The organism is Microbacterium sp. X-17 (genome assembly GCF_039615055.1).
This window is the reverse complement of the sequence record NZ_JBDHNI010000005.1, coordinates 393,277-420,265: the sequence shown is the minus strand read 5'-3', so window position 1 is coordinate 420,265 and position 26,989 is coordinate 393,277. Positions and strand designations below refer to the sequence as shown.

At 69.2% G+C, this 26,989-nt stretch carries 29 protein-coding genes; 19 read left to right on the top strand and 10 right to left on the bottom strand.

Going from position 1 to position 26,989, the window contains the following annotated elements:
• Window positions 1-44: 44 nt before the first annotated feature.
• From tatC to lnt, 3 genes are all read left to right on the top strand, one after another.
• Window positions 45-806: a twin-arginine translocase subunit TatC gene (gene tatC / locus ABCS02_RS24945; RefSeq protein ID WP_345838603.1), complete on the top strand. Its 762-nt coding sequence runs from the start codon at window positions 45-47 to the stop codon at window positions 804-806.
• Window positions 803-3,268, top strand: a complete 2,466-nt coding sequence (locus ABCS02_RS24940) for a DEAD/DEAH box helicase (RefSeq protein ID WP_345838389.1) — start codon at window positions 803-805, stop codon at window positions 3,266-3,268. The genes tatC and ABCS02_RS24940 overlap by 4 nt, the downstream gene beginning before the upstream one ends.
• Window positions 3,269-3,366: 98 nt before the next feature.
• Complete coding sequence (gene lnt / locus ABCS02_RS24935) at window positions 3,367-4,968, top strand: apolipoprotein N-acyltransferase (RefSeq protein ID WP_345838388.1); 1,602 nt, start codon at window positions 3,367-3,369, stop codon at window positions 4,966-4,968.
• On the opposite strand, the gene ABCS02_RS24930 is transcribed toward lnt, so the two are convergent.
• From ABCS02_RS24930 to ABCS02_RS24915, 4 genes are all read right to left on the bottom strand, one after another.
• Complete coding sequence (locus ABCS02_RS24930) at window positions 4,965-5,351, bottom strand: RNA polymerase-binding protein RbpA (RefSeq protein ID WP_345838387.1); 387 nt, start codon at window positions 5,349-5,351, stop codon at window positions 4,965-4,967. The genes lnt and ABCS02_RS24930 overlap by 4 nt on opposite strands.
• Window positions 5,352-5,481: 130 nt before the next feature.
• Complete coding sequence (locus tag ABCS02_RS24925; protein ID WP_345838386.1) at window positions 5,482-6,258, bottom strand: glycerophosphodiester phosphodiesterase family protein; 777 nt, start codon at window positions 6,256-6,258, stop codon at window positions 5,482-5,484.
• Entirely contained in the window at window positions 6,255-7,193 is a 939-nt protein-coding gene (locus ABCS02_RS24920) for an SPFH domain-containing protein (RefSeq protein ID WP_345838385.1), read from the bottom strand. The genes ABCS02_RS24925 and ABCS02_RS24920 overlap by 4 nt, the downstream gene beginning before the upstream one ends.
• Window positions 7,190-7,657 (bottom strand): NfeD family protein, encoded by a 468-nt coding sequence (locus ABCS02_RS24915; protein ID WP_345838384.1) that lies wholly within the window; start codon window positions 7,655-7,657, stop codon window positions 7,190-7,192. The genes ABCS02_RS24920 and ABCS02_RS24915 overlap by 4 nt, the downstream gene beginning before the upstream one ends.
• 40 nt (window positions 7,658-7,697) lie before the next feature.
• On the opposite strand from ABCS02_RS24915, the gene ABCS02_RS24910 reads away from it, so the two are divergent.
• Window positions 7,698-8,471, top strand: coding sequence for an SDR family oxidoreductase (locus ABCS02_RS24910; RefSeq protein ID WP_345838383.1), 774 nt, complete (start codon window positions 7,698-7,700; stop codon window positions 8,469-8,471).
• A 62-nt stretch (window positions 8,472-8,533) separates the two neighbouring features.
• Here ABCS02_RS24910 and ABCS02_RS24905 read toward each other — a convergent pair whose 3' ends face one another.
• Window positions 8,534-9,085, bottom strand: a complete 552-nt coding sequence (locus tag ABCS02_RS24905; protein WP_345838382.1) for a DUF308 domain-containing protein — start codon at window positions 9,083-9,085, stop codon at window positions 8,534-8,536.
• Window positions 9,086-9,165: 80 nt separating this feature from the next.
• Window positions 9,166-10,086 (bottom strand): AEC family transporter, encoded by a 921-nt coding sequence (locus ABCS02_RS24900; protein WP_345838381.1) that lies wholly within the window; start codon window positions 10,084-10,086, stop codon window positions 9,166-9,168.
• A 48-nt stretch (window positions 10,087-10,134) separates the two neighbouring features.
• On the opposite strand from ABCS02_RS24900, the gene ABCS02_RS24895 reads away from it, so the two are divergent.
• Both ABCS02_RS24895 and ABCS02_RS24890 read left to right on the top strand, forming a co-directional pair.
• On the top strand, window positions 10,135-12,495 hold the full coding sequence (locus tag ABCS02_RS24895) for an excinuclease ABC subunit UvrA (protein ID WP_345838380.1): 2,361 nt from the start codon (window positions 10,135-10,137) through the stop codon (window positions 12,493-12,495).
• A gap of 173 nt (window positions 12,496-12,668) precedes the next feature.
• Window positions 12,669-13,187 (top strand): hypothetical protein, encoded by a 519-nt coding sequence (locus ABCS02_RS24890; protein WP_345838379.1) that lies wholly within the window; start codon window positions 12,669-12,671, stop codon window positions 13,185-13,187.
• Between the two features lie 94 nt (window positions 13,188-13,281).
• Here the strand turns inward: ABCS02_RS24890 and ABCS02_RS24885 are convergent, their stop codons facing one another.
• A complete protein-coding gene (locus ABCS02_RS24885) occupies window positions 13,282-14,121 on the bottom strand; it encodes an aldo/keto reductase (RefSeq protein WP_345838378.1) in 840 nt (279 codons plus the stop codon).
• A gap of 105 nt (window positions 14,122-14,226) precedes the next feature.
• Here ABCS02_RS24885 and ABCS02_RS24880 point away from each other — a divergent pair, with 105 nt between their 5' ends.
• The 6 genes from ABCS02_RS24880 to ABCS02_RS24855 all read left to right on the top strand — a co-directional run bounded on the left by ABCS02_RS24880 (window position 14,227) and on the right by ABCS02_RS24855 (window position 17,896).
• Window positions 14,227-14,577, top strand: coding sequence for a hypothetical protein (locus ABCS02_RS24880; RefSeq protein WP_345838377.1), 351 nt, complete (start codon window positions 14,227-14,229; stop codon window positions 14,575-14,577).
• Window positions 14,578-14,699: 122 nt separating this feature from the next.
• Window positions 14,700-15,206, top strand: coding sequence for a DapH/DapD/GlmU-related protein (locus tag ABCS02_RS24875; protein WP_345838376.1), 507 nt, complete (start codon window positions 14,700-14,702; stop codon window positions 15,204-15,206).
• A 92-nt stretch (window positions 15,207-15,298) separates the two neighbouring features.
• A complete protein-coding gene (locus ABCS02_RS24870) occupies window positions 15,299-15,643 on the top strand; it encodes a metalloregulator ArsR/SmtB family transcription factor (protein ID WP_345838375.1) in 345 nt (114 codons plus the stop codon).
• The gene (locus tag ABCS02_RS24865; RefSeq protein ID WP_345838374.1) at window positions 15,640-16,287 is read left to right on the top strand and encodes a dihydrofolate reductase family protein; all 648 of its coding nucleotides are present in this window, start codon (window positions 15,640-15,642) and stop codon (window positions 16,285-16,287) included. The genes ABCS02_RS24870 and ABCS02_RS24865 overlap by 4 nt, the downstream gene beginning before the upstream one ends.
• Before the next feature lie 9 nt (window positions 16,288-16,296).
• The gene (locus ABCS02_RS24860; protein ID WP_345838373.1) at window positions 16,297-16,758 is read left to right on the top strand and encodes an SRPBCC domain-containing protein; all 462 of its coding nucleotides are present in this window, start codon (window positions 16,297-16,299) and stop codon (window positions 16,756-16,758) included.
• A 97-nt stretch (window positions 16,759-16,855) separates the two neighbouring features.
• Window positions 16,856-17,896 carry an aldo/keto reductase gene (locus tag ABCS02_RS24855; RefSeq protein ID WP_345838372.1) on the top strand — a complete coding sequence of 347 codons (1,041 nt, stop codon included), beginning with the start codon at window positions 16,856-16,858 and terminating at the stop codon, window positions 17,894-17,896.
• 10 nt (window positions 17,897-17,906) lie between these two features.
• On the opposite strand, the gene ABCS02_RS24850 is transcribed toward ABCS02_RS24855, so the two are convergent.
• Entirely contained in the window at window positions 17,907-18,503 is a 597-nt protein-coding gene (locus ABCS02_RS24850; protein WP_345838371.1) for a cation transporter, read from the bottom strand.
• Between the two features lie 21 nt (window positions 18,504-18,524).
• The gene (locus tag ABCS02_RS24845) at window positions 18,525-19,412 is read right to left on the bottom strand and encodes a helix-turn-helix transcriptional regulator (RefSeq protein WP_345838370.1); all 888 of its coding nucleotides are present in this window, start codon (window positions 19,410-19,412) and stop codon (window positions 18,525-18,527) included.
• A 95-nt stretch (window positions 19,413-19,507) separates the two neighbouring features.
• Here ABCS02_RS24845 and ABCS02_RS24840 point away from each other — a divergent pair, with 95 nt between their 5' ends.
• The 5 genes from ABCS02_RS24840 (at window position 19,508) to ABCS02_RS24820 (ending at window position 24,265) form a co-directional block, all read left to right on the top strand.
• The gene (locus tag ABCS02_RS24840) at window positions 19,508-21,073 is read left to right on the top strand and encodes a Na+/H+ antiporter (RefSeq protein ID WP_345838369.1); all 1,566 of its coding nucleotides are present in this window, start codon (window positions 19,508-19,510) and stop codon (window positions 21,071-21,073) included.
• 87 nt (window positions 21,074-21,160) lie between these two features.
• Window positions 21,161-22,645 carry an MFS transporter gene (locus ABCS02_RS24835; protein WP_345838368.1) on the top strand — a complete coding sequence of 495 codons (1,485 nt, stop codon included), beginning with the start codon at window positions 21,161-21,163 and terminating at the stop codon, window positions 22,643-22,645.
• Complete coding sequence (locus ABCS02_RS24830; protein ID WP_345838367.1) at window positions 22,638-22,967, top strand: carboxymuconolactone decarboxylase family protein; 330 nt, start codon at window positions 22,638-22,640, stop codon at window positions 22,965-22,967. Before ABCS02_RS24835 ends, ABCS02_RS24830 begins: the two co-directional genes overlap by 8 nt.
• A 19-nt stretch (window positions 22,968-22,986) precedes the next feature.
• Window positions 22,987-23,874, top strand: a complete 888-nt coding sequence (locus ABCS02_RS24825) for an aldo/keto reductase (RefSeq protein WP_345838366.1) — start codon at window positions 22,987-22,989, stop codon at window positions 23,872-23,874.
• 7 nt (window positions 23,875-23,881) lie between these two features.
• Window positions 23,882-24,265, top strand: a complete 384-nt coding sequence (locus ABCS02_RS24820; RefSeq protein ID WP_345838365.1) for a nuclear transport factor 2 family protein — start codon at window positions 23,882-23,884, stop codon at window positions 24,263-24,265.
• Window positions 24,266-24,287: 22 nt separating this feature from the next.
• Here ABCS02_RS24820 and ABCS02_RS24815 read toward each other — a convergent pair whose 3' ends face one another.
• Window positions 24,288-25,202, bottom strand: a complete 915-nt coding sequence (locus ABCS02_RS24815; RefSeq protein ID WP_345838364.1) for a patatin-like phospholipase family protein — start codon at window positions 25,200-25,202, stop codon at window positions 24,288-24,290.
• A gap of 292 nt (window positions 25,203-25,494) precedes the next feature.
• Between ABCS02_RS24815 and ABCS02_RS24810 the strand changes: the two genes are divergently transcribed.
• Together ABCS02_RS24810 and chrA are read left to right on the top strand one after the other, a co-directional pair.
• On the top strand, window positions 25,495-25,761 hold the full coding sequence (locus ABCS02_RS24810; RefSeq protein WP_345838602.1) for a PadR family transcriptional regulator: 267 nt from the start codon (window positions 25,495-25,497) through the stop codon (window positions 25,759-25,761).
• Window positions 25,758-26,978, top strand: a complete 1,221-nt coding sequence (chrA, locus tag ABCS02_RS24805) for a chromate efflux transporter (protein WP_345838363.1) — start codon at window positions 25,758-25,760, stop codon at window positions 26,976-26,978. Before ABCS02_RS24810 ends, chrA begins: the two co-directional genes overlap by 4 nt.
• The last annotated feature ends 11 nt before the right edge of the window (window positions 26,979-26,989 follow it).

Below are 26,989 nucleotides of genomic sequence, written 5' to 3'. Positions count from 1 at the left end.
CGTCGCGCGTGGAAGGGCCCGGCCGGCCGAAGCGCGACAAGCGGATGTCGCTCAGCCGGCATCTCGTTGAATTGCGCCGGCGCCTGCTGATCGCGGTGCTGGCGCTCATCGTCGGCATGGTGATCGCGTTCATCGTCGCTGATCCGGTCATCCGGCTGCTGACGGTGCCGATCCAGCAGATCGCCGAGCAGCGCGGAAACGTCGGTGACGTGCAGCTCATGTTCACCACCGTCACGAGCGGCTTCGACCTCCGGATGCGGATCGCGTTCTCGATCGGCATCCTGATCTCCGCGCCGATCTGGATCTGGCAGATCTGGGCGTTCTTGATGCCGGGGCTGACCCGGAAGGAGATCCGCTACACGGTCGGCTTCGTGGGCGCGGCGGTCCCGCTCTTCTTCGGCGGTCTCTTCGTCGGGTGGCTCATCATGCCGCACATCGTGGAGCTGATGGCGCAGTTCGTGCCCGATCAGGCGGCGTTGTTCTACGACTACAGCTACTACTACGACTTCATCCTCAAGCTCCTCCTCGTCGTCGGCGTCGCCTTCGTCCTCCCGGTCTTTCTCGTGGCCCTCAACGTCGCGGGGATCCTCTCCGGGAAGGGGATCCTGAAGGGCTGGCGCATCGCGGTCCTCGTGATCTGCCTCTTCGCTGCGATCGCCACCCCGGCGGCGGACATCGTCTCGATGTTGCTGCTCGGCGGCATCCTCGTCGTGCTGTACCTCGGCGCAGCGGGCGTCTCCCTCCTGTTCGACTGGCGCAAGGCGCGGCGCGAACGGGCGGTGCTCGCGACCGAGGGCGGCCTATGAGCGGCCCGAGTCCCGCGGAGCGCTACGCCGCCGCGCGCGAGGTGCGGCAGCATCCGGTGACGGCGGACTTCGCGGCGTCGCAGCGGTTCGAGCTGGATCCGTTCCAGATCGCCGGATGCCAGGCGCTGGAGGACGGGCGCAGCGTGCTGGTCGCGGCGCCGACGGGCGCGGGCAAGACGATCGTCGGGGAGTTCGCGATCCATCTCGCGATGCAGGATCCGGCGGCCAAGGCGTTCTACACGACGCCGATGAAGGCGCTCTCCAACCAGAAGTTCCGTGAACTCCAGGAGGTATACGGCGCGGAGAACGTCGGCCTGCTGACGGGGGACACGAGCGTCAACGGCAACGCCCGGGTGGTCGTCATGACCACCGAGGTGCTCCGCAACATGCTGTACGCCGACTCGCCGGGCCTGCGTGACCTGCGCTTCGTCGTGATGGACGAGGTGCACTACCTCGCCGACCGCTTCCGCGGTGCGGTGTGGGAGGAGGTCATCATCCACCTCCCGCGGTCCGTGCGGCTCGTGTCGCTGTCGGCGACCGTGTCGAACGCGGAGGAGTTCGGCGCGTGGCTCGACACCGTGCGCGGCGAGACGGAGCTCATCGTCTCGGAGGTGCGGCCGGTGCCGCTCGAGCAGCACGTGCTGGTCCGCGGCGACCTCCTACCGCTCTTCGACGATCGCGCCGGGGTCGCGGTGGCGCAGGTGAACCAGGAGCTCCTGCGCATCCGGTCGGCGGGCGGCGCGCGCTACGAGTCGAACCGGCGCGCCCACCCGTACCGGTCCGGCGGTCCGCGCGGAGGGAGGAAGCCCGCCCGAGGCAACCGCCCCTTGCGCGCCGACGCGCAGCGCATCGGGCGGATCGATCGCCCGGAGGTCGTGGAGCTGCTGGGGCGGGCCAACCTCCTGCCCGCGATCTTCTTCATCTTCAGCCGGGTCGGATGCGATCAGGCCGTCCAGCAGGTGCGGAGCGCCGGGGTGCGCCTCACGACCCCGGAGGAGCGGGCGGAGATCCGGGCGATCGTCGAGGATCGCACGCAGACACTGCTCGACGAGGACCTCGCCGTGCTCGGCTACGGGGAATGGCTCGACAATCTGGAGCGGGGGGTCGCCGCGCACCACGCCGGGCTCCTGCCGGCGTTCAAGGAGGTGGTCGAGGAGCTCTTCCAGCGGAAGCTCCTCAAGGCCGTCTTCGCGACCGAGACGCTCGCGCTCGGCATCAACATGCCAGCGCGGACGGTCGTCCTCGAGAAGCTGGAGAAGTTCAACGGCGAGGCGCGGGTCGCCATCACGTCGGGGGAGTACACGCAGATCACCGGCCGTGCCGGCCGCCGCGGGATCGACGTCGAGGGACACGCCGTCGTGCAGTGGACGGAGGGGCTCGATCCGCAGCAGGTGGCCTCGCTCGCGTCGCGCCGCACGTATCCGCTGACCTCCAGCTTCCGGCCGACGTACAACATGGCGGTCAACCTCATCGACCGGTTCGGCCGGGCGCGGTCGCGGGAGATCCTCGAGTCCTCGTTCGCGCAGTTCCAGGCCGATCGCGCCGTCGTCGGGCTCGCGCGGCAGGTGAAGGAGGCTGAGGCATCCCTCGCCGGCTACGCCGAGGCGATGGCGTGCGACCGCGGCGACTTCGCCGAGTACGCGGGCATCCGCCGCGAGCTCAGCGACCTCGAGAAGCTGAACCGGAAGGATGCCACGGCGTCGCGCGCGACGCGGGACGCCCGCCAGCGCGAGCTGCAGTCCCTCCGCCGGCGGATGCAGCGGCATCCCTGCCACCAGTGCCCGGAGCGCGAGCAGCACGCGCGCTGGGCGGAGCGATTCGCGAAGCTCGATCGCTCGACGGACGCGCTGCGGCGGCAGATCGCCTCCCGCACGGGGACCGTGGCGCGGATCTTCGACCGGGTCGTCGACGTCTTGTCCGCGCTGGACTATGTCCGCGTCGATGACGAGCGCACGGCGCTGACGGATGCCGGACGCACGATGCGCCGCATCTACGGCGAGCGGGACCTCCTCGTGGCGGAATCCCTGCGCCGGGGGATCTGGGCGAAGCTCGATGCCCCGTCGCTCGCGGCGCTCGTGTGCAGCCTCGTGTACGAGCCGCGTCGGGACGAGCGCGGGCCGGGGGAGCGGGGCCTGCCCCGCGGCGCGTTCCGGACGGCGCTCGACGCCACGCAGGCGCTGTGGCAGGAGCTCGACGACCTGGAGCGCGATCACCGGCTGCCCGGCTCCGAGCCGCCCGCGACCGGCCTGGCCCAGGCGATGTTCGGATGGGCGCGTGGCCTTCCGCTCGACCGGGTGCTCGGCGACGCCGACATGGCCGCGGGCGACTTCGTGCGGTGGGCGAAGCAGACGATCGACCTCCTCGATCAGCTGAGCCTCGTCGCCGACGCCGACATCGCCCGGACGGCGCGCACCGCGCTGGACGCGGTCCGCCGCGGCATCGTTGCGTACAGCACCCTCTGACCCGCCCCACCCCGCTGAGAACGCCCTTGTGTCATCAAATGGGCCCCATTTGATGACACAAGGGCGTTCTCACGGAGGGGGGACCTAGGGTGTAACTCGTGCCCGAACGACCTCTGCCGCTGTGGGCAGCGGTCATCGCCTCCGCCGTCGCCGGGCCCGTCCTCGCCCTCGCGTTCCCGGGCGTCGGCTGGTGGCCGCTCGCGTTCGTCGGGATCGCCTTCGCCCTCGTGTCGCTCATCGGCCGGTCGGCGTGGGGCGCGTTCCTCGTCGGGTGCGTGTTCGGCGCATCCTTCTACCTCACGCACATCGAGTGGATCACGCGCTACCTCGGCGTCATCCCGTGGTTCGCGCTCTCCGCGCTGCAGACCCTCTACATGGGGCTCGGCTCGATCCTGATCGCGCTGGCGTATCGCTGGATGCCGCGCGTCCTGCCGTCCCGCTGGGTGCAGCTCACGCTCCTGCCGCTCCTTGTCGGGGGCCTCTGGGCGATGCGCGAGCTCGTCATGGGGTCGTTCCCGTACGGAGGGTTCCCGTGGGGCCGGATCGGGATGAGCCAGTCCGAGAGCCCCCTGTCGCATGTCGTGTCATGGACCGGTGTGACGGGCCTGACCTTCCTCATGGTGGTGTTCTGCGCCGCCGTCATCGAATGGCTGCGCGCGGTGCGCTGGCGCGACGCCCGTCGGGCCGCCGTCACGGCGATACCGTCGGTGGGCCTTGCCGTCCTGCTGCTGGCGACGCCGCTGTTCCCCACGACGGACGCCGGGCCCTACACGGTGGGCGCCGTGCAGGGGAACGGGCCCACAGGGTACTTCGACGTCCGCACCCGCAACGCGGTGCTGAACGCGCAGCTGGCAGCCACCGCCCCGCTGTACGGGAAGCACATGGACGTCCTGCTGTGGCCCGAGGGGAGCATGGACAGCGATCCGACCCACGATCCGTCTACGGCCGCGGCGCTCGACACCGTCGTCCGGAAGGTCGGCGCGCCGCTGCTCGCGAACGCCGCGACGCAGCGGAGCAACGAGTTCTTCAACACCAGTTTCCTGTGGGAGCAAGGGAGCGGGCTCACCCAGACGTACGACAAGCAGCATCCGGTGGTCTTCGGCGAGTACGTCCCGGACCGCTGGCTCTACAGCGCGCTCGTGCCGGACCTGATCGGCCTGCTGCAGCGCGACTACACGCCGGGGACGCAGCCGCCGTACATGGACGTCAACGGCGTCGGCGTCGGTCTCGCGATCTGCTTCGACGTGGTCTACGACGACGTCATCTGGACCGGCGCGCGCGACGGCGCGGAGGTCTACATGTTCCAGACGAACAACGCGGACTTCCGTGGGACGGACGAGAACCTGCAGCAGCTGGCGTTCGCCCGGATGCGCGCGATCGAGACCGGCCGGTCCGTCGTGAACCTCTCGACGGTCGGCACGAGCCAGGTGATCGCCCCGGACGGAACCGAGATCGACGGCCTGCCCGAGAGCGAGGCGGGCGCGATGCTGACGACCCTGCCGCTGCGGACCGGTCTCACGCCGGCCGTGGTGCTGGGGCCATGGATCCAGGCGTTCCTCGCGTGGGGGAGCATCGCCGCCATCGTGGTGCTCGGGGTCGTCGTGTTCGTCGGGCGCCGCCGTGCGCGGTCGTCCGCCGAGCGCACGAGAACGGCGCCGGAGTCAGGAGACTCCGACGCCGCGGTGATGGCTTCGTCTTAGGCTGAGAGCTTCTCGTTCGAGACGTCCTCACCGGCTCCGCGACGCGCGCGGAGAAGCGTGAGACGCTCCTCGAGGAGCTGCTCGAGCTCAGCGATCGAACGACGCTCCAGGAGCATGTCCCAGTGCGTCCGGGGGGTCTTGTCCTCACTGTGGTCGACCGTCACGGTCGTGCCCTCTTCGGTGCGCAAAACTGCCTCGGCGCCGCACGAGCGGCACTCCCAGGTGTCGGGAACATCTGCGTCGATCGCGAATGTGAGGGTGGTCTCGTGTCCGCAGGAGCTGCAGACGTAGGTGGTCTGCATCCGCTGGTGGAACACGACGCCCTCTTCGCTCTGAAGGCTCGGAGCGCCGAGACGAACGCCGCGGAGACTGCGATCTGCCATATGTGGTCCTCTCATCCGCTGGTCGCGTGTCAGGTATAACGTCGCAGCCTGTGCGGAGCATCCGAACCAAGGCTGCCGATAACGGATTCACAGCCGATGCCCAGCGGACACGAGCGGCCTCGGGCGAGGGTCAGGACAGCGCCGCGAGGGCGACGTCGGCGCGGTCGGTCACGATGCCGTCGACGCCCATCGCGACGAGGCGTCGCATGTCGTCGGGATCGTTCACGGTCCAGACGTGGACCTCCACGCCGTTGCGGTGGGCAGCCTCGATGAACCGGGGCGTCACGACATGGATGCCGCGCTGACGCTCCGGCACCTGCAGGGCGTCGATGCCGGCGAGCTGTCGCGCGACTCCGCGGGCCGAGCGCACCACGAGCATCGCCAGGAGGCGCAGGATCGTGCCGCTCCCGGCCGAGGTCGCGGGCAGGAGGTCGGCCCTCACCTCCCTGGCGGACGTGAGCGCTTCTCGGCGGCGTTCGTCGGAGAAGCTCGTGAGGAGCACCCGCTCCGCGTACGGCGCGACGATCGCTCCGGCCTGCGCGGCGGCGGCAGCAGCTTTCACGTCGATGTTGAAGCGCGTCTCGGGGAAGGCGTCGAGCGCCTGCTCCAACGTGATGAGGCCGCCGCGCTCGGCCATGAGGTCCTCGAGCTCCGCGAGCGGGACATCCGCGAGCTTCCGCGGGTCTCCCGTGACGCGCGAGAGGTCCGGGTCGTGGAAGAGTACGACCGTCCCGTCGGCGGTGAGGTGGCAGTCGGACTCCACGTAGTCGGCGCCGGCGGCATGTGCGGCGGCGACGGCGGCGAAGGAGTTCTCCACGATCCCGGAGGACGCCGCATCCGCCGTCACGAGACCGCGGTGCGCGAGCACGCGCGGGACGGGGAGCCCCGTCAGGTACGGATGCGTCATGCCTTCGGATCCGCGGGCGGCGCCGGCTCGGCGGACGCGCGGAGGCCGCTCGCGAAGGCACCACCGACGCCCTTGAGCGCCTCGGTGAACTCGCTCGGGATGATCCAGAGCTTGCTCGACGGGCTCTGGCTGATCTTCGGCAGCGTCTGCAGGTACTGGTAGGCGAGCAGCTTGTCGTCGGGGTTGCCGGCGTGGATCGCGGCGAACACGGCCTGGATCGCCTGAGCCTCGCCCTCGGCGCGCAGGACCGCCGCCTGCTTGTCGCCTTCGGCCTTCAGGATCTCCGCCTGCCGGCGTCCCTCCGCCTCGAGGATCTGGGACTGCTTCGAGCCCTCCGCGGTGAGGATCGCGGCGCGGCGGTCGCGCTCGGCGCGCATCTGCTTCTCCATCGAGTCCTGGATGGAGACGGGCGGATCGATCGCCTTGAGCTCGACCCGGGAGACGCGGATGCCCCACTTCCCGGTCGCCTCGTCGAGCACGATGCGCAGCTGCCCGTTGATCTCGTCGCGGCTGGTCAGAGCCTCTTCGAGGTTGAGGCCGCCGACCACGTTGCGGAGGGTCGTGGTGGTGAGCTGCTCCACGGCGCCGAGGTAGTTCGCGATCTCGTAGGTCGCGGCCCGGGCATCCGTCACCTGGAAGTAGACGACCGTGTCGATCGAGACGACGAGGTTGTCCTCCGTGATGACCGGCTGCGGCGGGAACGACACCACCTGCTCGCGCATGTCGATGAGCGGACGCACGCGGTCGATGAACGGCACGAGGAGGTTCAGGCCCGGCAGGAGGGTCTTGTGATACCGCCCGAGCCGCTCCACGATGCCGGCCTTGGCCTGGGGGATGATGCGGATCGAGCGGGCCAGGACGACCACGACGAGGATGAACGCGGCGAGCGCGATCACCCAGCCCACGACCGAGGGGACGACGTCTGCGGGGTTCATGATGAGCTCTCCTCTCGGCGGACGATCGCGGTCGCGCCCTCGATCCGCACGACGCGCACGGTCGTGCCCGGTGGCAGGGACGCGGGATCATCGGAACGCGCGGTCCAGACGTCGCCGTTCGCGAGCTTGACCTGCCCCGAGGCCGCGTCGACGGTCGACACGACTGCGCCGGACATCCCGAGGAGGGCGTCGATGTTGCTCGGCGTCGTGTCCTCGCCACGCCGCAGCCGGTGCAGGAGCGGGGGTCGCAGGAACAGCAGCAACAGGATCGAGACCGCGGCGGCGGCGACCACCTGCAGCCAGACCGGCGCGCCGAACAGATCCAGGACGAGGGCTGCCGCGCTACCCACCGCGAGCATGAGGAAGATGAGGTCCAGTGTCAGGATCTCGATCACGAGGAAGAGGACGATCAGGACCACCCAGCCGATCCAGGCGAACTGCACGACCGCCGTCCCCGTGTCCATGACTCCTCCTCCCTCGAACCTACCCGGTAGGGTCTTTGACGTGCCAGACCTCGACGCTGCCCTCGCTCCCGGATCGCTGAGCGGAAAGGTCGCCCTCGTCACGGGGTCCTCCCGCGGGATTGGGGCCGACACGGCGCGCTATCTCGCGCAGGCCGGCGCGAACGTCGTCATCAACTACCGCAACAAGGCGCCCCGTGCGGAGAAGCTCGCCACCGAGCTGCGCGGCCTCGGCGTCGAGGCGCTCGTTGTCGGCGCGGACCTCACCGACGACGCGTCCGTGACCGAGATGTTCCGGCTCGTGGGCGAGGAGTTCGGCGGCCTCGACATCCTCGTGCTCAACGCGTCCGGCGGCATGGAGGCGGGGATGGCGGCGGACTATGCGCTGCAGCTCAATCGCGACGCGCAGCTGCGCGTCCTCGATGCCGCTCTTCCGCTCCTGCGCGAGGGGGGCCGCATCGTGTTCGTCACGAGCCACCAGGCCCACTTCATCCGGACTACTCCGACGATGCCGGAGTACGAGCCGGTCGCGCTGTCGAAGCGGGCGGGGGAGGACGCGCTCCGCGCGCGCATCCCCGAGCTCGACGAGCGCGACGCCTCGTTCGTCGTCGTGTCCGGCGACATGATCGAGGGCACCATCACCGCGACGTTGCTGGAGCGGGCGAACCCGGGCGCGATCTCGTCCCGGCGCGAGTCCGCCGGCCGCCTCTACAACGTGGCGGAGTTCGCGGCCGAGGTCGCGCGGGCCGCGGTGGATCCGGTGCCCGACGACCACACCCGCCTCATCGGCGACGTCTCCTCCTTCGTCGCGGAGTAGCGCCGGAAACGCGAAAGAGGCGGGATCCCCACGCTCGGGATCCCGCCTCTTCGCGTTCGGGCTCAGGCCTTGAAGGTGAAGGCGCGCACGACCTGGATGATGCCCAGGACGATGAGCGAGATCCCCAGCAGCCACCAGAGCACCGCGATGCCCCAGAGCGGCGAGAACAGCAGGATGACCCCGGCGACGATGCTCAGGATCGCGAAGAAGATCGTCCATGCCTTCGAGGACCGGCCCGCGAGGGTGGTCAGCGAGATGATGCCCTCCACGATCCACAGGATCCCGACGAGGATTCCGAGGAACAGCGCGAGCCAGGCGGTGGTCGCGCTGAGGTTCGAGAAGGCGATGACGCCGGCGATGACGAACAGGACGCCGAGGACGATGTGTCCGACGCGCGCCCAGCCGCCCATCGACCTCGAGAAGATGCCGAGACCGGCATACACGAGGCCCGCGGCGATCGCGTAGGCCGCGATGATCGCGGTCACGACCATGGCGGTCTTCCCGGGCCACACGAGGATGAGGATGCCGACGATGATGGCGATGATTCCGCCGATGCCGAAGGCAGCGCGGATGCCGTTGACCGCGGACTTCTCGGTCGCAGATGCGGTAGTCATTGTGGGTCCTTTCTGAGAGTTCCCTGAATGCGTGTCTCCAGAGTAGCGCTCGGGGCCGATTCCGGCGCCTGACCTGGCCGTCAGCCGAGAAGCCACATCACGGCGAACAGGACCGGGACGCATCCGATGGTCGTGATCAGGACCGTGTCGCGGGCGATGATCTCGCCGACGCGGTAGTGCTGCGCGTAGTTGAAGACGTTCTGCGCGGTAGGGAGGGCGGCGAGCACCACGACGATCAGCACGTCATGGCGGCTGAGCCCGAACACGAATTGCGCGACCGCCCAGGCCACGAGCGGCATCGCGACGAGCTTGAGCGCGCTGGCGACGAGAATGTCGCGCCGATGTTCGCGGGCGCCGAGCACCCGCTGCCCGCGGAGCGACATCCCGTATCCGATCAGCAGCAGGGGGACGCAGGCGGCGGCGACCGTGTCGATCGGCGCCGACACGATCTGCGGGAGCGGGAGCCCGGTGAGGGAGACGACCACGCCGAGCAGGGAGCCGATGATGAGCGGGTTGAGCGCGACCCGGCGCAGCAGGGGTCCGAGCCGCCGATGCGTCGTCGCCGCGGTGTCGAGGAGCGTCAGCGCCACCGGGGTCATCGCGATGAGCTGCAGGAGGATGACGGGCGCGGGATACGCGGCGCTGCCGAGGAGGTAGAGCGACAGCGGGATGCCGATGTTGTTCGAGTTCACCTGACCGGAGCCGAGCGCGCCGATCACCGTGTCGGCGAGCGGACGTCGCCAGGCCAGACGCGCAACGAGCACGTATCCCGCGACCATCGCGGCGGCCGCGATCGCGGAGACGGGCAGGAGGGCGGAGAACAGCGTGTGGATGTTGGCGTGCGCGAGCACGCTGAACATGAGGATGGGGGAGAGGACGAAGAACGTCAGCCGCCCCAGCACGACGCGGGCCTGATCCCCGAGGAGATCGATGCGGGCGAGGAGGTAGCCGATGCCGATCATGAAGCCGACCACGACGAATCCAGTCACCGCGTTCAGCATCCTTCCAGCCTAGAGCGGGGGTCGGAGGGCCTCGATATCGTTGCCGGCATGGAGACCCGACTGCCTGCCGACAGCCACGACACCATCCGCGTGCAGGGAGCCCGCGAGAACAACCTGAAGGATGTGACGATCGAGCTGCCCAAGCGGCGGCTGACCGTCTTCACGGGCGTCTCCGGCTCGGGGAAGAGCTCGCTCGTGTTCGGGACCATCGCGGCGGAGTCGCAGCGCATGATCAACGAGACCTACAGCGCGTTCGTGCAGGGGTTCATGCCGTCGCAGGCGCGTCCGGACGTGGACGTGCTCGAGGGTCTCACGACCGCGATCATCGTCGATCAGGAGCGGATGGGGGCGAATGCCCGCTCGACGGTCGGCACCGCCACCGATGCGAACGCCATGCTGCGGATCGTGTGGAGCCGGCTGGGGGAGCCGCACGTCGGGGCGCCGCAGGCCTTTTCCTTCAACGTGGCATCCGTCACCGGGAAGGGCGCGCTGACGACGGAGAAGAACGGTGCGAAGTCGGTCGAGCGGCGCAGCTTCTCGATCACGGGCGGGATGTGTCCGCGCTGCGAGGGCATGGGGTCCGTGTCCGAGCTCGATCTCGCACAGCTGTACGACGAGACGAAGTCCCTCGCCGAGGGCGCGATCACGATCCCGGGCTTCACGGCCGACGGCTGGGCCGTGCGGATGTACTCCGAATCGGGCTTCGTCGACGGCGGGAAGCCGATCCGCGAGTTCACCGAGCAGGAGCTGGCGGACTTCCTCTACAAAGAGCCCACGAAGGTCAAGGTCAGCGGCATGAACCTGACCTACGAAGGTCTCGTGCTGCGTATCCAGAAGTCGATGCTGTCGAAGGACGTCGACGCGATGCAGCCGCACATCCGTGCGTTCGTCGAGCGGGCGGTGACGTTCACCGCGTGCCCGGAGTGCGACGGCACCCGCCTGAGCTCGCTCGCTCGGTCGTCGAAGGTCGGCGGGATCGGCATCGCCGACGCGTGCGCGATGCAGATCAGCGACCTCGCCGAGTGGGTCCGCGGTCTCGACGCGCCGTCCGTCGGGCCGCTGCTGCGGAACCTCCAGCATCTGCTCGACTCGTTCGTCGAGATCGGGCTCGGCTATCTCTCGCTCGACCGCCCTTCGGGGACGCTGTCCGGGGGAGAGGCGCAGCGCACGAAGATGATCCGGCACCTCGGCTCGTCGCTGACCGACGTCACCTACGTCTTCGACGAGCCCACGACCGGGCTGCACCCGCACGATATTCAGCGGATGAACGGGCTGCTGCGGCAGCTGCGCGACAAGGGGAACACCGTGCTCGTCGTCGAGCACAAGCCGGAGATGATCGCGATCGCCGACCACGTCGTGGATCTCGGCCCGGGTGCGGGCTCTGCCGGGGGAGCGATCACCTACGAAGGGCCGCTCTCCGGGCTGCGCGCAAGCGGCACGCTCACCGGGCGGCATCTCGACGACCGGGCGCGGGTGAAGGATGCCGTGCGCACGCCTTCGGGTGCGATCGAGATCCGCGGCGCGACGTCGCACAACCTGAGGGATGTCGACGTCAACATTCCGCTCGGAGTCCTCGTCGCGGTGACAGGCGTCGCTGGCTCCGGGAAGAGCTCGCTCATCCACGGCTCCGTCGCCGGCGGGGAGGGCGTGGTCGCGATCGACCAGGGCGCGATCCGGGGGTCGCGGCGCAGCAATCCCGCGACCTATTCGGGGATGCTCGACCCGATCCGGTCCGCGTTCGCGAAGGCGAACGGGGTCAAGCCCGCGCTGTTCAGCGCCAACTCCGAGGGCGCGTGCCCGGTCTGCAACGGGGCGGGCGTGATCTACACGGATCTCGGCGTGATGGCGAGCGTCGCGACGCCGTGCGAGGTCTGCGAGGGCAAACGCTTCCAGGCATCCGTCCTCGAGTACACGCTCGGCGGGCGCGACATCAGCGAGGTGCTGTCGATGCCGATCGCCGAGGCCGAGGAGTTCTTCGGCTCGGGCGACGCGAAGGTGCCGGCCGCGCATCGCATCCTGAAGCGGCTCGTCGACGTCGGGCTCGGGTACGTGAGTGTCGGGCAACCGCTCACGACGCTGTCCGGGGGAGAGCGGCAGCGTCTCAAGCTCGCCGTGAGCATGGGGGAGGACGCCGACGTCTACGTCCTCGACGAGCCCACGACCGGGCTGCATCTCGCGGACGTCGAGCAGCTCCTGGGGCTTCTGGATCGCCTTGTCGACGCCGGCAAGTCGGTGATCGTGATCGAGCATCACCAGGCCGTCATGGCGCACGCCGACTGGATCGTCGACCTCGGCCCCGGCGCCGGCCACGACGGCGGGACGGTGGTCTTCGAGGGCACCCCTGCGGCTCTGGTGGCCGCTCGCGCGACCCTCACCGGCCAGCACCTCGCCGACTACGTCGGCGCCTGACCCCACCGTCCCGCGCCGCCGTCACCGCGAGATCAGGTGATTTCGCGTAGTCAGGACGATCGGCGCGACAAACGTCCTGACTCCGCAAGATCACCTGATCTCGCGTGAGGTTAGGCACCCACCAGGGGCCTCCGACGGTCGTTGCAAGTAGGCCGTCAGAGGATACTGAGGCCATGCGGTTCACACCTGCCTCAGACGACGAGGTGGCGCGACGGAAGGCTCTCGGCGCCGAACTGTGGACGAGGAAGAGCTTTCCGCCGCTCTACAGGGTCGCCGCAATGGACCCCGAGAGCGTGCTGCATGGGAACTTCGGCTCCTCTTCTCCGGTGAAGACCACATTTGTCTTCACCGGAGAAGAGAGCCTCAGCAGGCCCCGCCTCGAGGTGCACACGCTAGAACGGGGAGCAGTCGACAGTGGAGCACCGCTCCTCTGGCTCCGAAACTTCCGCAGCGTCATTCCGGAACCCTCGCGTTCCGCGGAACCGGTCCCGGTTCGGGTGTCCAAGTCGACAGGAAGCGGGACATTGATCGCCGCCACTGCCGAGGGATGGATGGTGTCTGTCGAGGCGCCGGATGCCACGCTGCTGGTGATGGGCCCGGGGGAGCTCCCGAGTCGGCTCTCGCTCGAGCCGGTAGATATGCACGCGTTGAAGCGATCCGAGTTCCGCAATTCCGGGATCGCCGAGACCTGACAGCCACCGCGCGAGATCAGGTGATTTCGCGTAGTCAGGACGATCGGCTCGACAAACGTCCTGACTCCGCAAGATCACCTGATCTCGAGTGGGGCTACTGCTCCTCGTGGGTGTCGGGGTCGCCGTTGAAGAGGCGGCCGTCGGGACGGCCGAGGGCGGTGATGGCGTCCATCTCGGCCTCGCTGAGCTCGAAGCCGAAAACGTCGAGGTTCTCCGCCTGCCGGGACGGGGTCGCGCTCTTGGGCACTGGGATGCTGCCGAGCTGGACGTGCCAGCGAAGGATCGCCTGAGCGGGCGTCACCCCGTGCGCCGCCGCGGCCGACGCGATCGCCGGCTCCTCGTAGATGCCGCGGCCCTTGCCGATCGGGCTCCATGCCTCGGTGACGATGCCCAGCCGGGCGTGCACCTCGCGTTGGTCGGCCTGCGGGAAGTACGGGTGCAGCTCGATCTGGTTGAGCGCCGGCGTCACACCGGTGGCGCTGATCACCTCGTCGAGGTGCTTGGGGGTGAAGTTGCTCACGCCGATCGAGCGCACCAGACCCCGCTCGCGCGCCTCCACGAGGTTCGCCCACGACTCGACATAGCGACCGACGCTCGGGTTCGGCCAGTGGATGAGGTACAGGTCGAGGTAGTCGAGCCCGAGCCGCCACAGCGACTCCTGAAGCGCGTTGATCGTGAACTCGCCCTGGTAGCGGCCCGGCAGCTTCGAGGTGACGAACAGCTCGTCGCGGGCGATGCCGCTGCGACGGATGCCTTCGCCGACGGCGCCCTCGTTGTCGTAGTTGAACGCGGTGTCCAGCAGCCGGTATCCGGTGCGGATCGCCGAGACCACGGCCTCCGCGCCATCCTCGCCGCGCATCGGGTAGGTGCCGAACCCGATCGTCGGAATGCTGTATCCGTCGTTCAGGGCAACGGTAGGTGCGATGTCAGTCATGCAGCCACGCTACAGGCGAGCACGACGAGGCTTTCGCCATATCACCGATAATGCACATTATGTCAGTTGACGGTTCCCTTCTGGCGTCTCACTACGCTCGTGATCGTGGCTGACCGAGAGGTTCCTACCCACCGATACCTGGCACCCACTCTTGTTGCGGTGCAGGTGGTCGTCGCTGCCGGAACGAGCCTTCTTGCGTGGCTGCAGCGATTGAGTTTGGACTCGTGCGCGAGCGCGTCCGTGACGTGCGACACGGGACTGATGTGGGCTGCTGGCGATGTGTTCTTCGTCGTGGCGGCGCTCCTGCTCGCCGGCACGATGGCGTTGCTGTTCACGCTGGCACGTCGACGAACCGAATACGACGATGGATCCCTGACGTGGGTGCCCGCGCTGGGAATCTCGCTCACCGTGATCGCGTATGTGATCTCAGCCCTCGTGTTCCAGTCCGCGATCTGACGGTGTTTGTCGGTCGACTCGACACGCGTCGTCCCGCGCAGCGGGCGCCCCGCTGCGCGGGACGATTACGACCTATGCGAAACGAACGTCTCATTCTCAGACACACTCCCGAATCGAAAGCTGTGACCGACCGAACGCAGGTTGTCATGGACCTGACGTCGCGCCTCAACATGCTGCGCCACAGCGATGTCGTCGGGCGTACCGAGCTTCTCTGCGAAATCTTCGGTCGTCCCGTTCCCGAGACGCTGAGGCTCTTCCCCCCGTTCTTCTGCGACTTCGGTCTCAACCTGGAGTTCGGGGACTATGTCTTCGTGAATCAGAACTGCGCGTTCTACGACATGGGGGGCATTTCGATCGGAGACAGAACTCTGATCGGCCCCGGGGTGACGCTGGCGACCGCAGGCCACCCGGTTGACCCCGCCAAGCGATTCGACGGCATCACGGTCGCCCCGATCGTCATCGAAGCGAACGTGTGGATTGGAGCCAACGCGACCGTGGCCCCGGGGGTGACCATCGGAGCCGGCGCCGTCGTCGCGGCTGGTGCCGTCGTGGCGAAAGACGTGCCGGCCAACTGCATCGTCAGCGGCCACAACTACATCACTCGTCGGAACTTCGAATCGGCGTCATAGGGAGCTGTTGGGGTCCTCCCCTCAATCCGTGGGGGCTCACGATGCGTCGGCGTCCCTTGACACGCTCTCCCCTGCTGCTAATATTTAGGCAAATGCCTAAGTATATCGACGAACTCGACGCCGTCCTCCGCGCGCTTGCGGATCCGACGCGTCGGGCCGTCGTGGAGCGGTTGGCGAAATCGCCGGCCGTGGTGTCGGAGCTCGCGGCGCCGTTCTCGATGGCACTCCCCTCCTTGATGCAGCATCTGGGGATCCTCGAGAAGGCGGGCGTGGTGACGTCGGAGAAGGTCGGCCGCGTCCGCACGGTCAGCCTGCGGCCGGGCGCCCTCGACGTGCTGCACCTGTGGCTCGGCGAGCAACGGACACCGGCAGAGCGACGAGCCGACCGGCTCGGCGTCCACTTGACCCGCACGACCCCCGAAGGAGACCTGACATGACACGTGTTCGCATGGACCTGTTCCTCTCGCTCGACGGCTACGCCGCGACCGCCGAGCCGACGCCCGAGAGCCCGATGGGCCTGGACTGGGATCGCCTCACCGCCGCCTATGTCGCGACCCGTACCTTCCGTCGCACGTTGTTCGGCGACACGAGCGGTGCCGGCACGACCGGCGTCGACGACCAGTACGCCGCCGCATTCACCGAGGGCATCGGCGCCGAGATCATGGGCGCCGGGATGTTCGGCCTCCACTCCTTCCCCGACGATCCGGACTGGAAGGGCTGGTGGGGCGACGAGCCCCCGTTCCACACGCCCGTCTACGTGCTCACGCACACAGCGCCCCGGCCGCCGATCGAGATGGCCGGCGGGACGACCTTCCACTTCCGTGACGACGCCATCGCCACGGTGCTCGCGGAGGCGAGCGAGGCTGCGGGCGGGAAGGACGTGCGGGTCGGCGGCGGGATCAGCACCGCGCGGCAGTTCCTGCTCGCGGGCCTCGTCGATCGGCTGCACGTCATGATCGCGCCGGTCATCCTCGGCCGCGGGACGCTCCTCTGGGACGACCTGCGTGGTCTGGAGGACGGCTACACCGTGACGACCGAGGTCGCCGAGAGCGGCGTCATCCACGTCACCTTCGCCCGCTAGGAGATCGCCATGACCGAAAGACGCCTCGCGCATTCCGGATTCACCCTGCACCGCGACTACCCCGTCCCCCTCGAACGCGTCTGGGACGCGTTCGCGCGGGAGGAGGAGAAGTACGCCTGGTTCGCCGTCGACGACGCGTTCGAGCCCGGCGCCTGGGTCTTCGACTTCCGCGTCGGCGGGCGCGACATCGCTGAGGGGGCGTTCCACGCCGGCCCGGTGTCCCGGTTCGAGGGGACCTACACCGACATCGTCGAGCGCGTCCGGATCGTGAACACGTACGACATGTGGCTCGACGGGGTCCACATGTCGACCTCGGTCGCGTCGTTCGAGTTCGAACCGATCGACGGCGGCACACGATTGACGCAGGCGGAGCACGGGGTCTTCCTCGACCGGTTCTGGGCGGACGGACCGAACCGGGAGGCCGGCAGCCGCGGCATCCTGGAGAAGCTCGGACAGTACGTCACCCGGTGACCGCTCCTCCCCCGCTCGGTCCGGCCACCGAGATCGGCGTCCGCTTCTCCCCCGCGTGTATTCATAGGCTCCTGGACACGGAGATCGGAGACCGCCCATGGAGTACGTGAAGCTCGGCAGCAGCGGCCTGGAGGTGTCGCCGATCGCGGTCGGTTGCCTCACGTTCGGTGAACCGGATCGGGGCCATCCCACCTGGTCGCTCGACGAGGACGCCTCTCGCCCGCTGATCCGGCACGCGATCGAGGCCGGCGTCAACTTCTTCGACACGGCGAACATGTACTCGAACGGATCGAGCGAGGAGATCCTCGGCCGGGCGCTGCGCGACTACGGCGACCGCGACGCGCTCGTGATCGCGAGCAAGATCCGTCACGAGATGCGGTCCGGTCCGAACGCCGACGGCCTCTCGCGCAAGACGATCATGACCGAGGTCGAGCACTCGCTCCGGCGGCTCGGCACCGACTACATCGACCTCTACCAGGTCCACCGCATCGATCGCTCCGTGCCGTGGGAGGAGACGCTCGAGGCGTTGCACGACCTCGTCAAGGCGGGCAAGGTCCGCTATCTCGGCGCCTCCTCGATGCGGGCATGGGAGTTCGCCAAGGCACTGCGCCTGCAGCGCGAGAACGGGTGGGCACGGTTCGTGTCGATGCAGGACCACTACAACCTGCTGCAGCGCGAGGAGGAGCGCGAGATGGTCCCCCTCTGCCTCGACGAGGGTGTGGGGACCCTCGTCTGGAGTCCCCTCGCCCGCGGTCGCCTCGCGCGGGCATGGGACGAGAGCAAGGCCACCGCACGCGGGCAGCGGGACGAGTACGCCGACATTCTCTACGGATCCCTCACGGAGGAGTCCGATCGGGCGATCATCGACGCGGTAGGACGCGTCGCCGAGCGGCGGGGACTCCCCCGCGCGCAGGTGGCGCTCGCCTGGCTGCACGCGCAGCCCGTGGTGACGGCGCCCGTCGTGGGCGTGAGCCGCGTCTCGCAGCTCGACGACGCGATCGCGTCGATCGACGTGCGGCTGGATGCCGACGAGATCGCCGAGCTGCAGCGGGACTACACGCCGCGCCACGACTTCCAGGCCGCTGACGAGAAGGAGCTCATGGCGAGCCTCCCCCAGTTCGCCCTCGACAAGCGCTGAGCGGGTACCCTCAGCCGCGGAGGGCGTGGATCGCTTCCCGCACCGCGTAGAAGACGATCACGAGCCCGGCGAGCGGATCGGCCCACCACCAGCCCAGCAGCGCGTTGAGCAGGATGCCCACCAGCACAGCCGTTGCCAGGATCCCGTCGACGAGGGTCACCTTCCCCTCCGTGATGAGCACGGGGTTCCCCAGCCGGCGGCCGATACGGTGCTTCCCCGCGGCAAGGGCGAACATCGCCACGGCGGTCGCCGCGGTCCACCAGATCCCCCCGGCGGTCGGCTCCGCCCGATGGCCCGACAGCAGCGCGATCGCCGCCTGGACCAGCAGGTACAGCGCGAGCAGCAGGAACGCGATCCCGATCAGCCGGAGCGCGACGCGCTGGCGCTCCTCGCTCGCACCCGTCAGCTCCCAGATCACGACCGCCGAGGCCCCGATCTCGATCAGGCTGTCGAGGCCGAAGCCCAGCAGCGCGACCGAGCCCGATCGATAGGCGAGGTAGGCCAGCAGGACCACGCCGACGACGTTCCACCCGAGGGTGATCGCCTCCAGCCCGATCCCGGCGCGGCGGAGCCTCGTTCGATCCGCGGGCAGGCGATCGGTAGGCACGCCGAGAAGGATAGCGGAGTCCTACAGGTCGGCGGACTCCGTCCGCGGCGCGGGCGCCGGTGGGGCGGTCGTGGCGGCCCAGCTGGCGAGCATCCGAAGCGCGTCGGCGGAGGGCGAACCCGGCTCGGCGGTGTACGTGGAGAGGGTCAGCCCCGGGTCGGCCGGGAGCTCGAACGCCTCGTAGGTGAGCTCGAGGTCGCCGACGACCGGGTGGTGGAGCCGCTTGACGCCCGAGCGGTGGTAGCGGACGTTGTGCGCCGCCCACAGGGTGCGGAACCGCTCGGAGCGGGTCGACAGCTCCCCCACGAGGTCCGTGAGCCGCTTGTCGTACGGGTTGCGCCCGGCCTCGCCGCGCATCGTCGCGACGAGCTCCTGCGTGTTCTTGTCCCAGTCGACGTAGAACTCCGGCGCGTCCGGGTTGAGGAAGGCGAACCGGGCGCTGTTGGGCGCGGGCTCCGCGAACACCGGCGAGTACAGCGCGCGGCCGAGCTGGTTCGCGGCGACGTAGTCGAAGTAGTTGTTGCGGATCATCGCCGGGGCATCGGTGATCGCGTCCAGCAGACGCAGGATGCTCGGTCGGATGCCGTCGTCCGCGCGTTTGCGCGGCTTTCTCGCCCCGGGCGACGCGTTCGCCGTGCGGGCGAGGTCGAACAGGTGCGCGGTCTCCGCGTCGTCCAGCTGCAGGGCGCGGGCGAGGGAGTCCAGCACGCTGTCGGACGCGCCCGAGAGGTCACCGCGCTCCAGGCGCGTGTAGTAGTCGACGCTGACGCCGGACAGCAGAGCCACTTCTTCGCGGCGCAGCCCGGGCACGCGACGGTTGCCGCCGTAGGCAGGCAGTCCGGCCTGGTCCGGCGTGATGCGATCTCTGCGCGTGGAGAGGAACTCGCGCACTTCTTTGCGGTGATCCATGACATCGACGGTACGCGGCGCGCGACACCGGCGGGAGGGTCTGTCAGTACCAGGGATGCCCGTACCCTGAGGGGGATGTCGAAAGGAGCGGAGGCATGAACCCGCTGGAGATCATCGTCCTCATCGGCGTTCTCGTCCTGCTGGGGTCCTGGCTCGCCCCGTGGCTGAGGGTACCCGCTCCGCTGCTGCAGCTCGTGCTCGGGCTCCTCGCCGGCTTCGTGCCGCTGGTCCGGGAGATCCACCTCCCGTCCGAGGCGGTGTTGGTGCTGTTCCTCCCGGCGCTGCTGTTCTGGGAGTCTCTGACGACGTCGCTGCGCGAGATCCGGCGGGACCTGCGCGGCATCCTCATCCTCAGCACGCTGCTCGTCGCCGCGAGCGCCTTCGGCATCGCCGGGATCGGAGTCGCCCTCGGGCTCGGATGGGGCGCGGCGCTGATCCTCGGCGCGGCGCTCGCCCCGACGGATGCCACCGCGGTCGGCGCGATGGCCCGCTCGCTCCCGCACCGGAACATGACGATCCTCCGCGCGGAGAGCCTCATCAACGACGGTAGCGCCCTTGTGATCTACTCGATCGCCGTCGGCGCGGCCGTCAGCCATGTCGCCTACACGGGCTGGGAGATCACCGGCCTGGTCGTCCTCGCCTACGTCGGCGGTGGCGCGGTGGGCCTCCTCGCGGGATGGCTGGGCACTCTCCTGTTGCGGCGGCTCGGCGAGCCGATCGTGAACAACACCGCGCTCGTGGTCGTGCCGTTCGTCGCGTTCCTCGGCGCGGAGCTGATCCACGCGTCGGGAGTGATCGCGGTCGTCGTCGCGGGCCTCATGCTCAGCCAGACCGGTCCCCGCGCGAGCACCCCGCAGTCCCGTCAGCAGACGGCGGCGTTCTGGTCGCTGACGACCAGCATCCTCAACGGGGCCCTCTTCGTGCTCATCGGCATCGAGGCGCAGTCCGCGATCCGTGCCGTCGCCGGGTCGGAGATCCCCGTGCTGATCGCCCTGACCGTGCTGGCGTGGCTGGCGATCATCGTCATCCGATTCGTGTTCCAGATGGTTACGGTGTGGCTGATCCGCCTCCTCGACCGGCGTCCCTCGCAGCGCGGACGCCGCATGACCTACCGGGCCCGGGTGGTCTCCGCGATCGCCGGCTTCCGCGGCGCGATCTCGCTCGCGGTCGCGCTCGCGGTGCCCGCGACCCTCAGCGGGCGCGCGGAGATCATCTTCGTCGCCACCGGCGTCGTCATCCTCACGCTCGTCGTACAGGGCATTCTTCTGCCGCCGGTCGTCCGGTGGGCGAGGTTCCAGCCGGACACCTCCGTGGACGACGAGCTCGCCAAGGCGCAGCACGCCGCCACCGCGGAGGCGCTGGCCGACATCGGCGACCTGTCCGCGCATCTGGGCCTCTCCGACGCCGTCCGCGACCGCGTGTTCGAGGAGTACCGGGATCACCTCGAGGTGATGGATGCCAGCGGGAACGAGGACGACCGACTCCTCCTCGCCCGCGACGAGGAGTACACGACCCTGCGACTGGCGCTGCTGAAGCGCAAGCGCGACGTCATGATCCGGCTTCGCGACGAGGGCGTCATCAGCGACACCGCCCTGCGGATCATGCAGACCCGCCTGGACCGGGAGGAGCTGCGGCTGAGCCAGCCCGAACTCCTCGAGTGACGGGAGGGGGGTTGCGGCAGTACCTGGGACACCTGACACTGCCATCGCCCCGGGTGCGGTGATGCCATAGATGCGGGAAGGAACTCCATGACCGCGACATCCGGTGCCATCCGCACCACGACCCTGCACAGCACCACCCGGCTGCACAAGGGCGCGATCCTCACGATCGTCCTCGTCAGCTACTTCATGATCCTGCTCGACAACTCGGTGATCTTCACCGCGCTGCCGAGCCTGCAGGCGGATCTGCACTTGACCGGGACCGAGCTCGCCTGGGTGCAGGACGCCTACACGCTCGTGTTCGGCGGGCTGCTGCTGCTGGGCGCGCGTGCCGGCGACATCCTCGGCCGCAAGCCGGTCTTCATCTTCGGGCTCATCGTGTTCGCCGTCGCGTCGCTGCTGATCGCCCTCTCCCCCGCCGCCTGGTGGATCATCGCGACCCGGGCCATCCAGGGCATCGGCGCCGCGATCGTCGCTCCGTCCGCCCTGTCGCTCATCACCGCCACCTTCGAGGGCGAGGAACGCTCCCGCGCCGTCGCGTGGTACTCGGCCACCGCCGGCATCGGCGCGAGCCTGGGTCTCGTCGTCGGCGGCGCCATGGCCTCGTGGTTCTCCTGGCGGGCCGGCTTCTTCATCAACGTCCCGATCGGGCTCGCGATGCTGATCCTCGCGCCCCGGTTCCTCCCCCGTACGCCCGCGCTCCCCGGCCGGTTCGACATCGTCGGCGCGATCACCTCGACCGTCGGGGTCGGATCCCTCGTGTTCGCCATCCTCTACGCGGCGGAGTTCGGCTGGACCACCGTCCCGACGCTCGTCGGGTTCGCTGTGGCCGCCGTCGTGCTGACCCTCTTCATCATCGCCGAGGCCCGCGCCGTTCAGCCGATCATGCCGCTGCGTCTGTTCGCCAGCCGCCTGCGCACGGGCGCCTACCTGACCCGTCTGCTGTACCTCGGCGCGATGATCGGGTTCTTCTTCTTCACCAGCCAGTACCTGCAGGAGGTCCTCGGGTTCACACCGCTCCAGGCGGGGCTCGCGTTCCTGCCGATGACGTTCGTGAACTTCGCGTTCGCGCTGGCGATCCCGCGGCTCACCGCGTGGCTCGGCAACACGCTGCCGCTCATCGCCGGAGTCGTCCTCACGCTCGGCGGAATGTTCTGGCTCAGCCACATCACGCCGTCCAGCGACTACCTCACCGGCGTCGCCCTTCCGATGCTCTTCATCGGTGCCGGCCAGGGTCTCGCGTTCGCGCCGATGACGACGTTCGGCATCAGCGGCGCGACCGCTGCCGACGCCGGTGCGGCATCGGGCGTGGTCAACACGTTCCACCAGATCGGCTCCTCCCTAGGCCTCGGCATCCTCGTCGCCATCGCGGGCGCCGCGGCAGCCGGCACGACGGGAGGCACGGCGGTCACCATCACGGCGGAGGCCACCGCCGCCCTGACGGGCGGAAGCCTGTTCCTCCTCGCCAGCCTCGTGATCGTCCTCGCGCTGGTCGTCCCCGCGTCGATCGCCCGCCGGCGGCGCCCCGCGGACCCGGCTCCGGTCGCCGTCCGGAAGGAGAACGCTCATGTCTGACACCGAGGCGACCCCTGTGCAGCGCATGCTCGGCGACTTCTCCCCGGCGTTCGTGGAGCTCACCGACGACCTGCTCTTCGGCGACATCTGGCAACGTCCCGGCCTCACGCCGCGCGACCGCAGCTTGATCACGGTCGCTACCCTGATCGCGAACGGATCCACCGACCAGCTGGTCGGCCACCTCGGAGTAGCCCAGCAGAACGGGCTCACCCCGGAGGAGCTCAAGGAGGCGATGATCCATCTCGCGTTCTACGCGGGCTGGCCGCGGGCGCTCAGCGCCCTCCTCGTCGCCAAGAACGTCTTCCCCGCCTCGACCGACTGACCGACTGAAAGAAGGCATCATGCTCGACCTCACTCTCAACAACGGCGTCACCCTCCCCGCGATCGGGCTCGGCGTCTTCCAGAGCCCGCCGGCTGAGACGGCCGCGGCCGTCGAGGCGGCGCTGCGCGTCGGATACCGGCACATCGACACGGCCGCGGCCTACGGCAACGAGCGCGAGGTCGGCGAGGGCCTCCGCAACTCCGGGGTCGACCGCAGCGACGTCTTCATCGAGACGAAGGTCTGGGTCACCGACTTCGGCTACGACGAGACGATCCACGCCTTCGACAAGTCGGCGGGCAAGCTCGGCGTCGACACGCTCGACCTGTTCATCCTGCACCAGCCCGTCCCCGCTCGCTTCGAGACGACGATCGCCGCGTACAAGGGCCTCGAGACCCTGCTCGCGGAGGGCAAGGTCCGCGCGATCGGCGTGAGCAACTTCATGCCGCACCACCTGGAGCGCCTGCTGCAGGAGACGAACGTGGTCCCGGCCGTGAACCAGATCGAGCTGCACCCCTACTTCACCCAGCCCGACGTGCAGCGCGCCGATGCCGCACACGGCATCCTCACCCAGGCGTGGTCGCCCATCGGCGGGATCACGTTCTACCCGGGCCCGTGGGGCGACGAGCGCCGCAACGTCATGCAGGACCCGACGATCGCGGAGATCGCGCGCGAGCACGGCAAGAGCCCGGCGCAGGTCATGCTGCGCTGGGGCATCCAGGAGGGCCGGTCGGTCATCCCCAAGTCGACCAACCCGACCCGGATCGCCGAGAACTTCGACGTGTTCGACTTCGAGCTGAGCGGCGAGGAACTCGCCCGTATCGACGCGCTCGACACCGGTGTCCGTGGCGGGCCCGACCCCGACCAGGCCCGGGAAGAGTTCTTCAGCTGGTCGATTCCGGAGGCGTGATCCGGGCATGACCGACGAGACCGACCAGGACGTCGCCGCGCAGGTCACGGCGAACTATCTCGCGCAGTGCGAGGCGATGACCGGCGCGGACGCGGACGGGCTCGGCGACCTGCTGGCCCCGGACTTCACGCTCACGCACATGACCGGGTACGTCCAGTCGCGGAGAGAGTGGCTGGGCGACGTCGAGAGCGGCGAGATGACCTACCACTCCATCCGCAACGTCGACATCACGACCGATGTCACGGCGGAGCGGGTCAGTCTGACGGCGCGCTCGCACACGCACGCCACGATCTGGGGCGCGGAGGGGAACTGGCCCCTCCGGCTCCGGATCGACTACACGCGGACTCCGGACGGATGGATCGCGAGCCGCACCGTCGCCAGCACCTGGTGACCGCGCGGCTCGCCCGCCGTCCTCAGCGCCAGAAACCGGCGAGCGACGCGGCGAGCGTGCGGCCTTGGTCGTAGCCTCCCCGGGCCGCGCGCTGCCGTGTCGCCGGATCCAGCGCGTTGGCGTCGAACAGGTCGGCCGTCGTTGCGTCCGGAACGATCGTCTCCACGCGGCTCCCCGCCGCGCGGAGCTCGGCGACCTGCGTCGCGAGGTCCATGCCCCACGTGGCAGGCATCCGTGACCTGCCGCCGAAGGGCACGAGCACGAGGACGCGACGGTAGCCGAGGGCCAGGTCGGCGTTCTCACCGCGCCGGTAGCTGCCGTTGAGGTAGCGGTTCTCGCCGATCCGGTAGGGCGTCATCGCCGAGGTGCTGGCCGCGACGGCGTCGACGAGCTCGACGCCGCTGTCGCGGTCGAACACGACCGGCTCCCCGCTGCGGGCGTCGACGGCCGTGATGAGCACGCGCTGCTGCGGCCAGTGCGCGTTCGGCAGCCGGGCGGCGACGATCTCGCGCCAGCGCGTCGGCGAGCCGTCCGCGGCATCCCGCTCCAGGGCGGCCGCGCCGATCCGGCGACGCATGTCGGAAGGATCGGCCGAGGACGCGATGATCGCGTTCGACCAGTCCAGGTAGCTCTGCCCGGACAGGATGGGGGCGCGTGCGCCCGCGGATCCCCGATCGGCGGCCGTGGGGGCCTCGGCGAGGATCGAGGTGTAGAGCGCGGCCGGTGGAGTGTCACCGGTGATCTGCGCGGCTACCGTCGATCCCGACGAGGTCCCGATGACGACGTCGGCGTCGACGACGTCGACTCCGGCATCGGAGAGGCCGGCGATGACGCCGAGCACCCAGGCGTTGCCCGCCGCTCCCCCGCCGGCGAGGACGAGGGCCCGCTCACCGGACGTCGGGTGGAGGTGCGGAGTGGAAGAAGATGTGGTGTTCATGGGAGTCGTCTTTCGCGAATGCGTGCGGACGCTCCCTGACGCGACTACCTCGGTCGCGCGATCGTGAGCGAGGGAGCACCCACTGCGGATGTGCGGACATGGGTCTGACCTCCTCTCGGCGGAACACGATCATCGAGCAGCCTACCGGTCGGGCGAGGAGCGATGAACACTTCGGGAACAGGCGATCTTCAGCAGCCGGATTTCGTTATCGACACTCGATACTGAGGGTGTGACAGAGGAAGCAACGCCCGACGAGTGGGAGCATCGCGACCTGCTCGCGGGGTTCGTACGGATGCACATCCTGTTCCACGCGTCGCAGGAGGAGATCTACGGGCTCTGGATGATCGAGGAGCTGGCGAGCCACGGCTACCGCCTCTCCCCCGGCACGCTCTACCCGATGCTGCACAAGATGGTGGAGGACGGATACCTCACCGTGCGGTCGGAGCGCGACGGGCGGACGACGCGCAAGCTGTACGCCGCGACCGAGAAGGGGCGACAGGGACTCGCGCTCGCCCGGGAGCGCGTACGCATCTTCGTGCGAGAGGAGCGCGACGCATGACGACAGAGGTGCAGCCCGCGGTGCAGGAAGGTCAGGGCTCAGCATGGGAAGTGTTCCGCGTCTTCTTGAAGCTCGGTGTGACGTCGTTCGGCGGCCCGATCGCCCACCTCGGCTACTTCCGCGCCGAGGTCGTGACGCGGCGGCGTTGGCTCGACGACAAGGAGTTCGGGGACCTCGTCGCGCTCGGCCAGTTCCTGCCCGGCCCCGCGTCGAGTCAGGTCGGGTTCGGGATCGGGCTCTTCCGCGCGGGATGGCGTGGTGCGCTCGCGGCCTTCCTCGCGTTCACGCTGCCCTCCGCGATCCTCATGGTCGCGTTCGCATACGGCGCGAGCCTGTTCGACAGCGTGGTGGGCCGCGGCATCCTGGACGGACTCCAGATCGTCGCGGTAGCCATCGTCGCGCAGGCGGTCTGGGGCATGGCGCGCACGCTGACCCCCGACCGGCGGCGGGCCGGGATCGCCGTCGTCGCGGCGGTCGTCGCGATCGCGTTCGCCGGCTCGGTCGGCCAGCTCGGCGCGATCGTGGTCGGCGCCGTCGCCGGCCTGCTCCTGTGCCGCGAGGCGGCGAACGACCCGTCCGCGATGATCCGTTTCCCCGTCTCGCGCGTCGCCGGGGTCATCTGCCTCGCGTTGTTCGCGGGCATCCTCGTGGTCACGCCGATCCTCGCAGCCGTCACGGGGGTCGGCGGCATCGCCCTGTTCGACGCGTTCTACAGCGCCGGATCGTTCGTCTTCGGCGGCGGCCACGTCGTGCTGCCGCTCCTGCAGGCGAGCGTCGTCCAGCCGGGCTGGGTCACGCCCGCTCAGTTCCTCGCGGGATACGGTGCGGCGCAGGCGGTGCCCGGACCCCTGTTCACGTTCTCGGCGTATCTCGGTGCCCTGTCCTCCGTGGGCCCCGGCGGTGTCGCGGGCGCCGCAATCGCGCTCGTCGGGGTCTTCCTGCCGGGCTTTCTGCTGCTGACCGGCGTTCTGCCGTTCTGGAACGGCTTCCGGCGGCGCATCTGGGCACAGGCCGTCATGCGCGGCGCCAATGCGGCGGTGGTCGGCATCCTGGCGGCAGCGCTCTACAACCCGGTGTTCACGACCGCGATCACCGGTCCCGGGCCGTTCTGCCTCGGGCTCCTGTGCTTCGTCCTGCTCATGTCGTGGAAGCTCCCGCCGTGGCTCGTGGTCATCGTCGGAGCCGCCGGGGGGATCCTGCTCGCCTTCCTTCCGTAGTTGACTGGAAC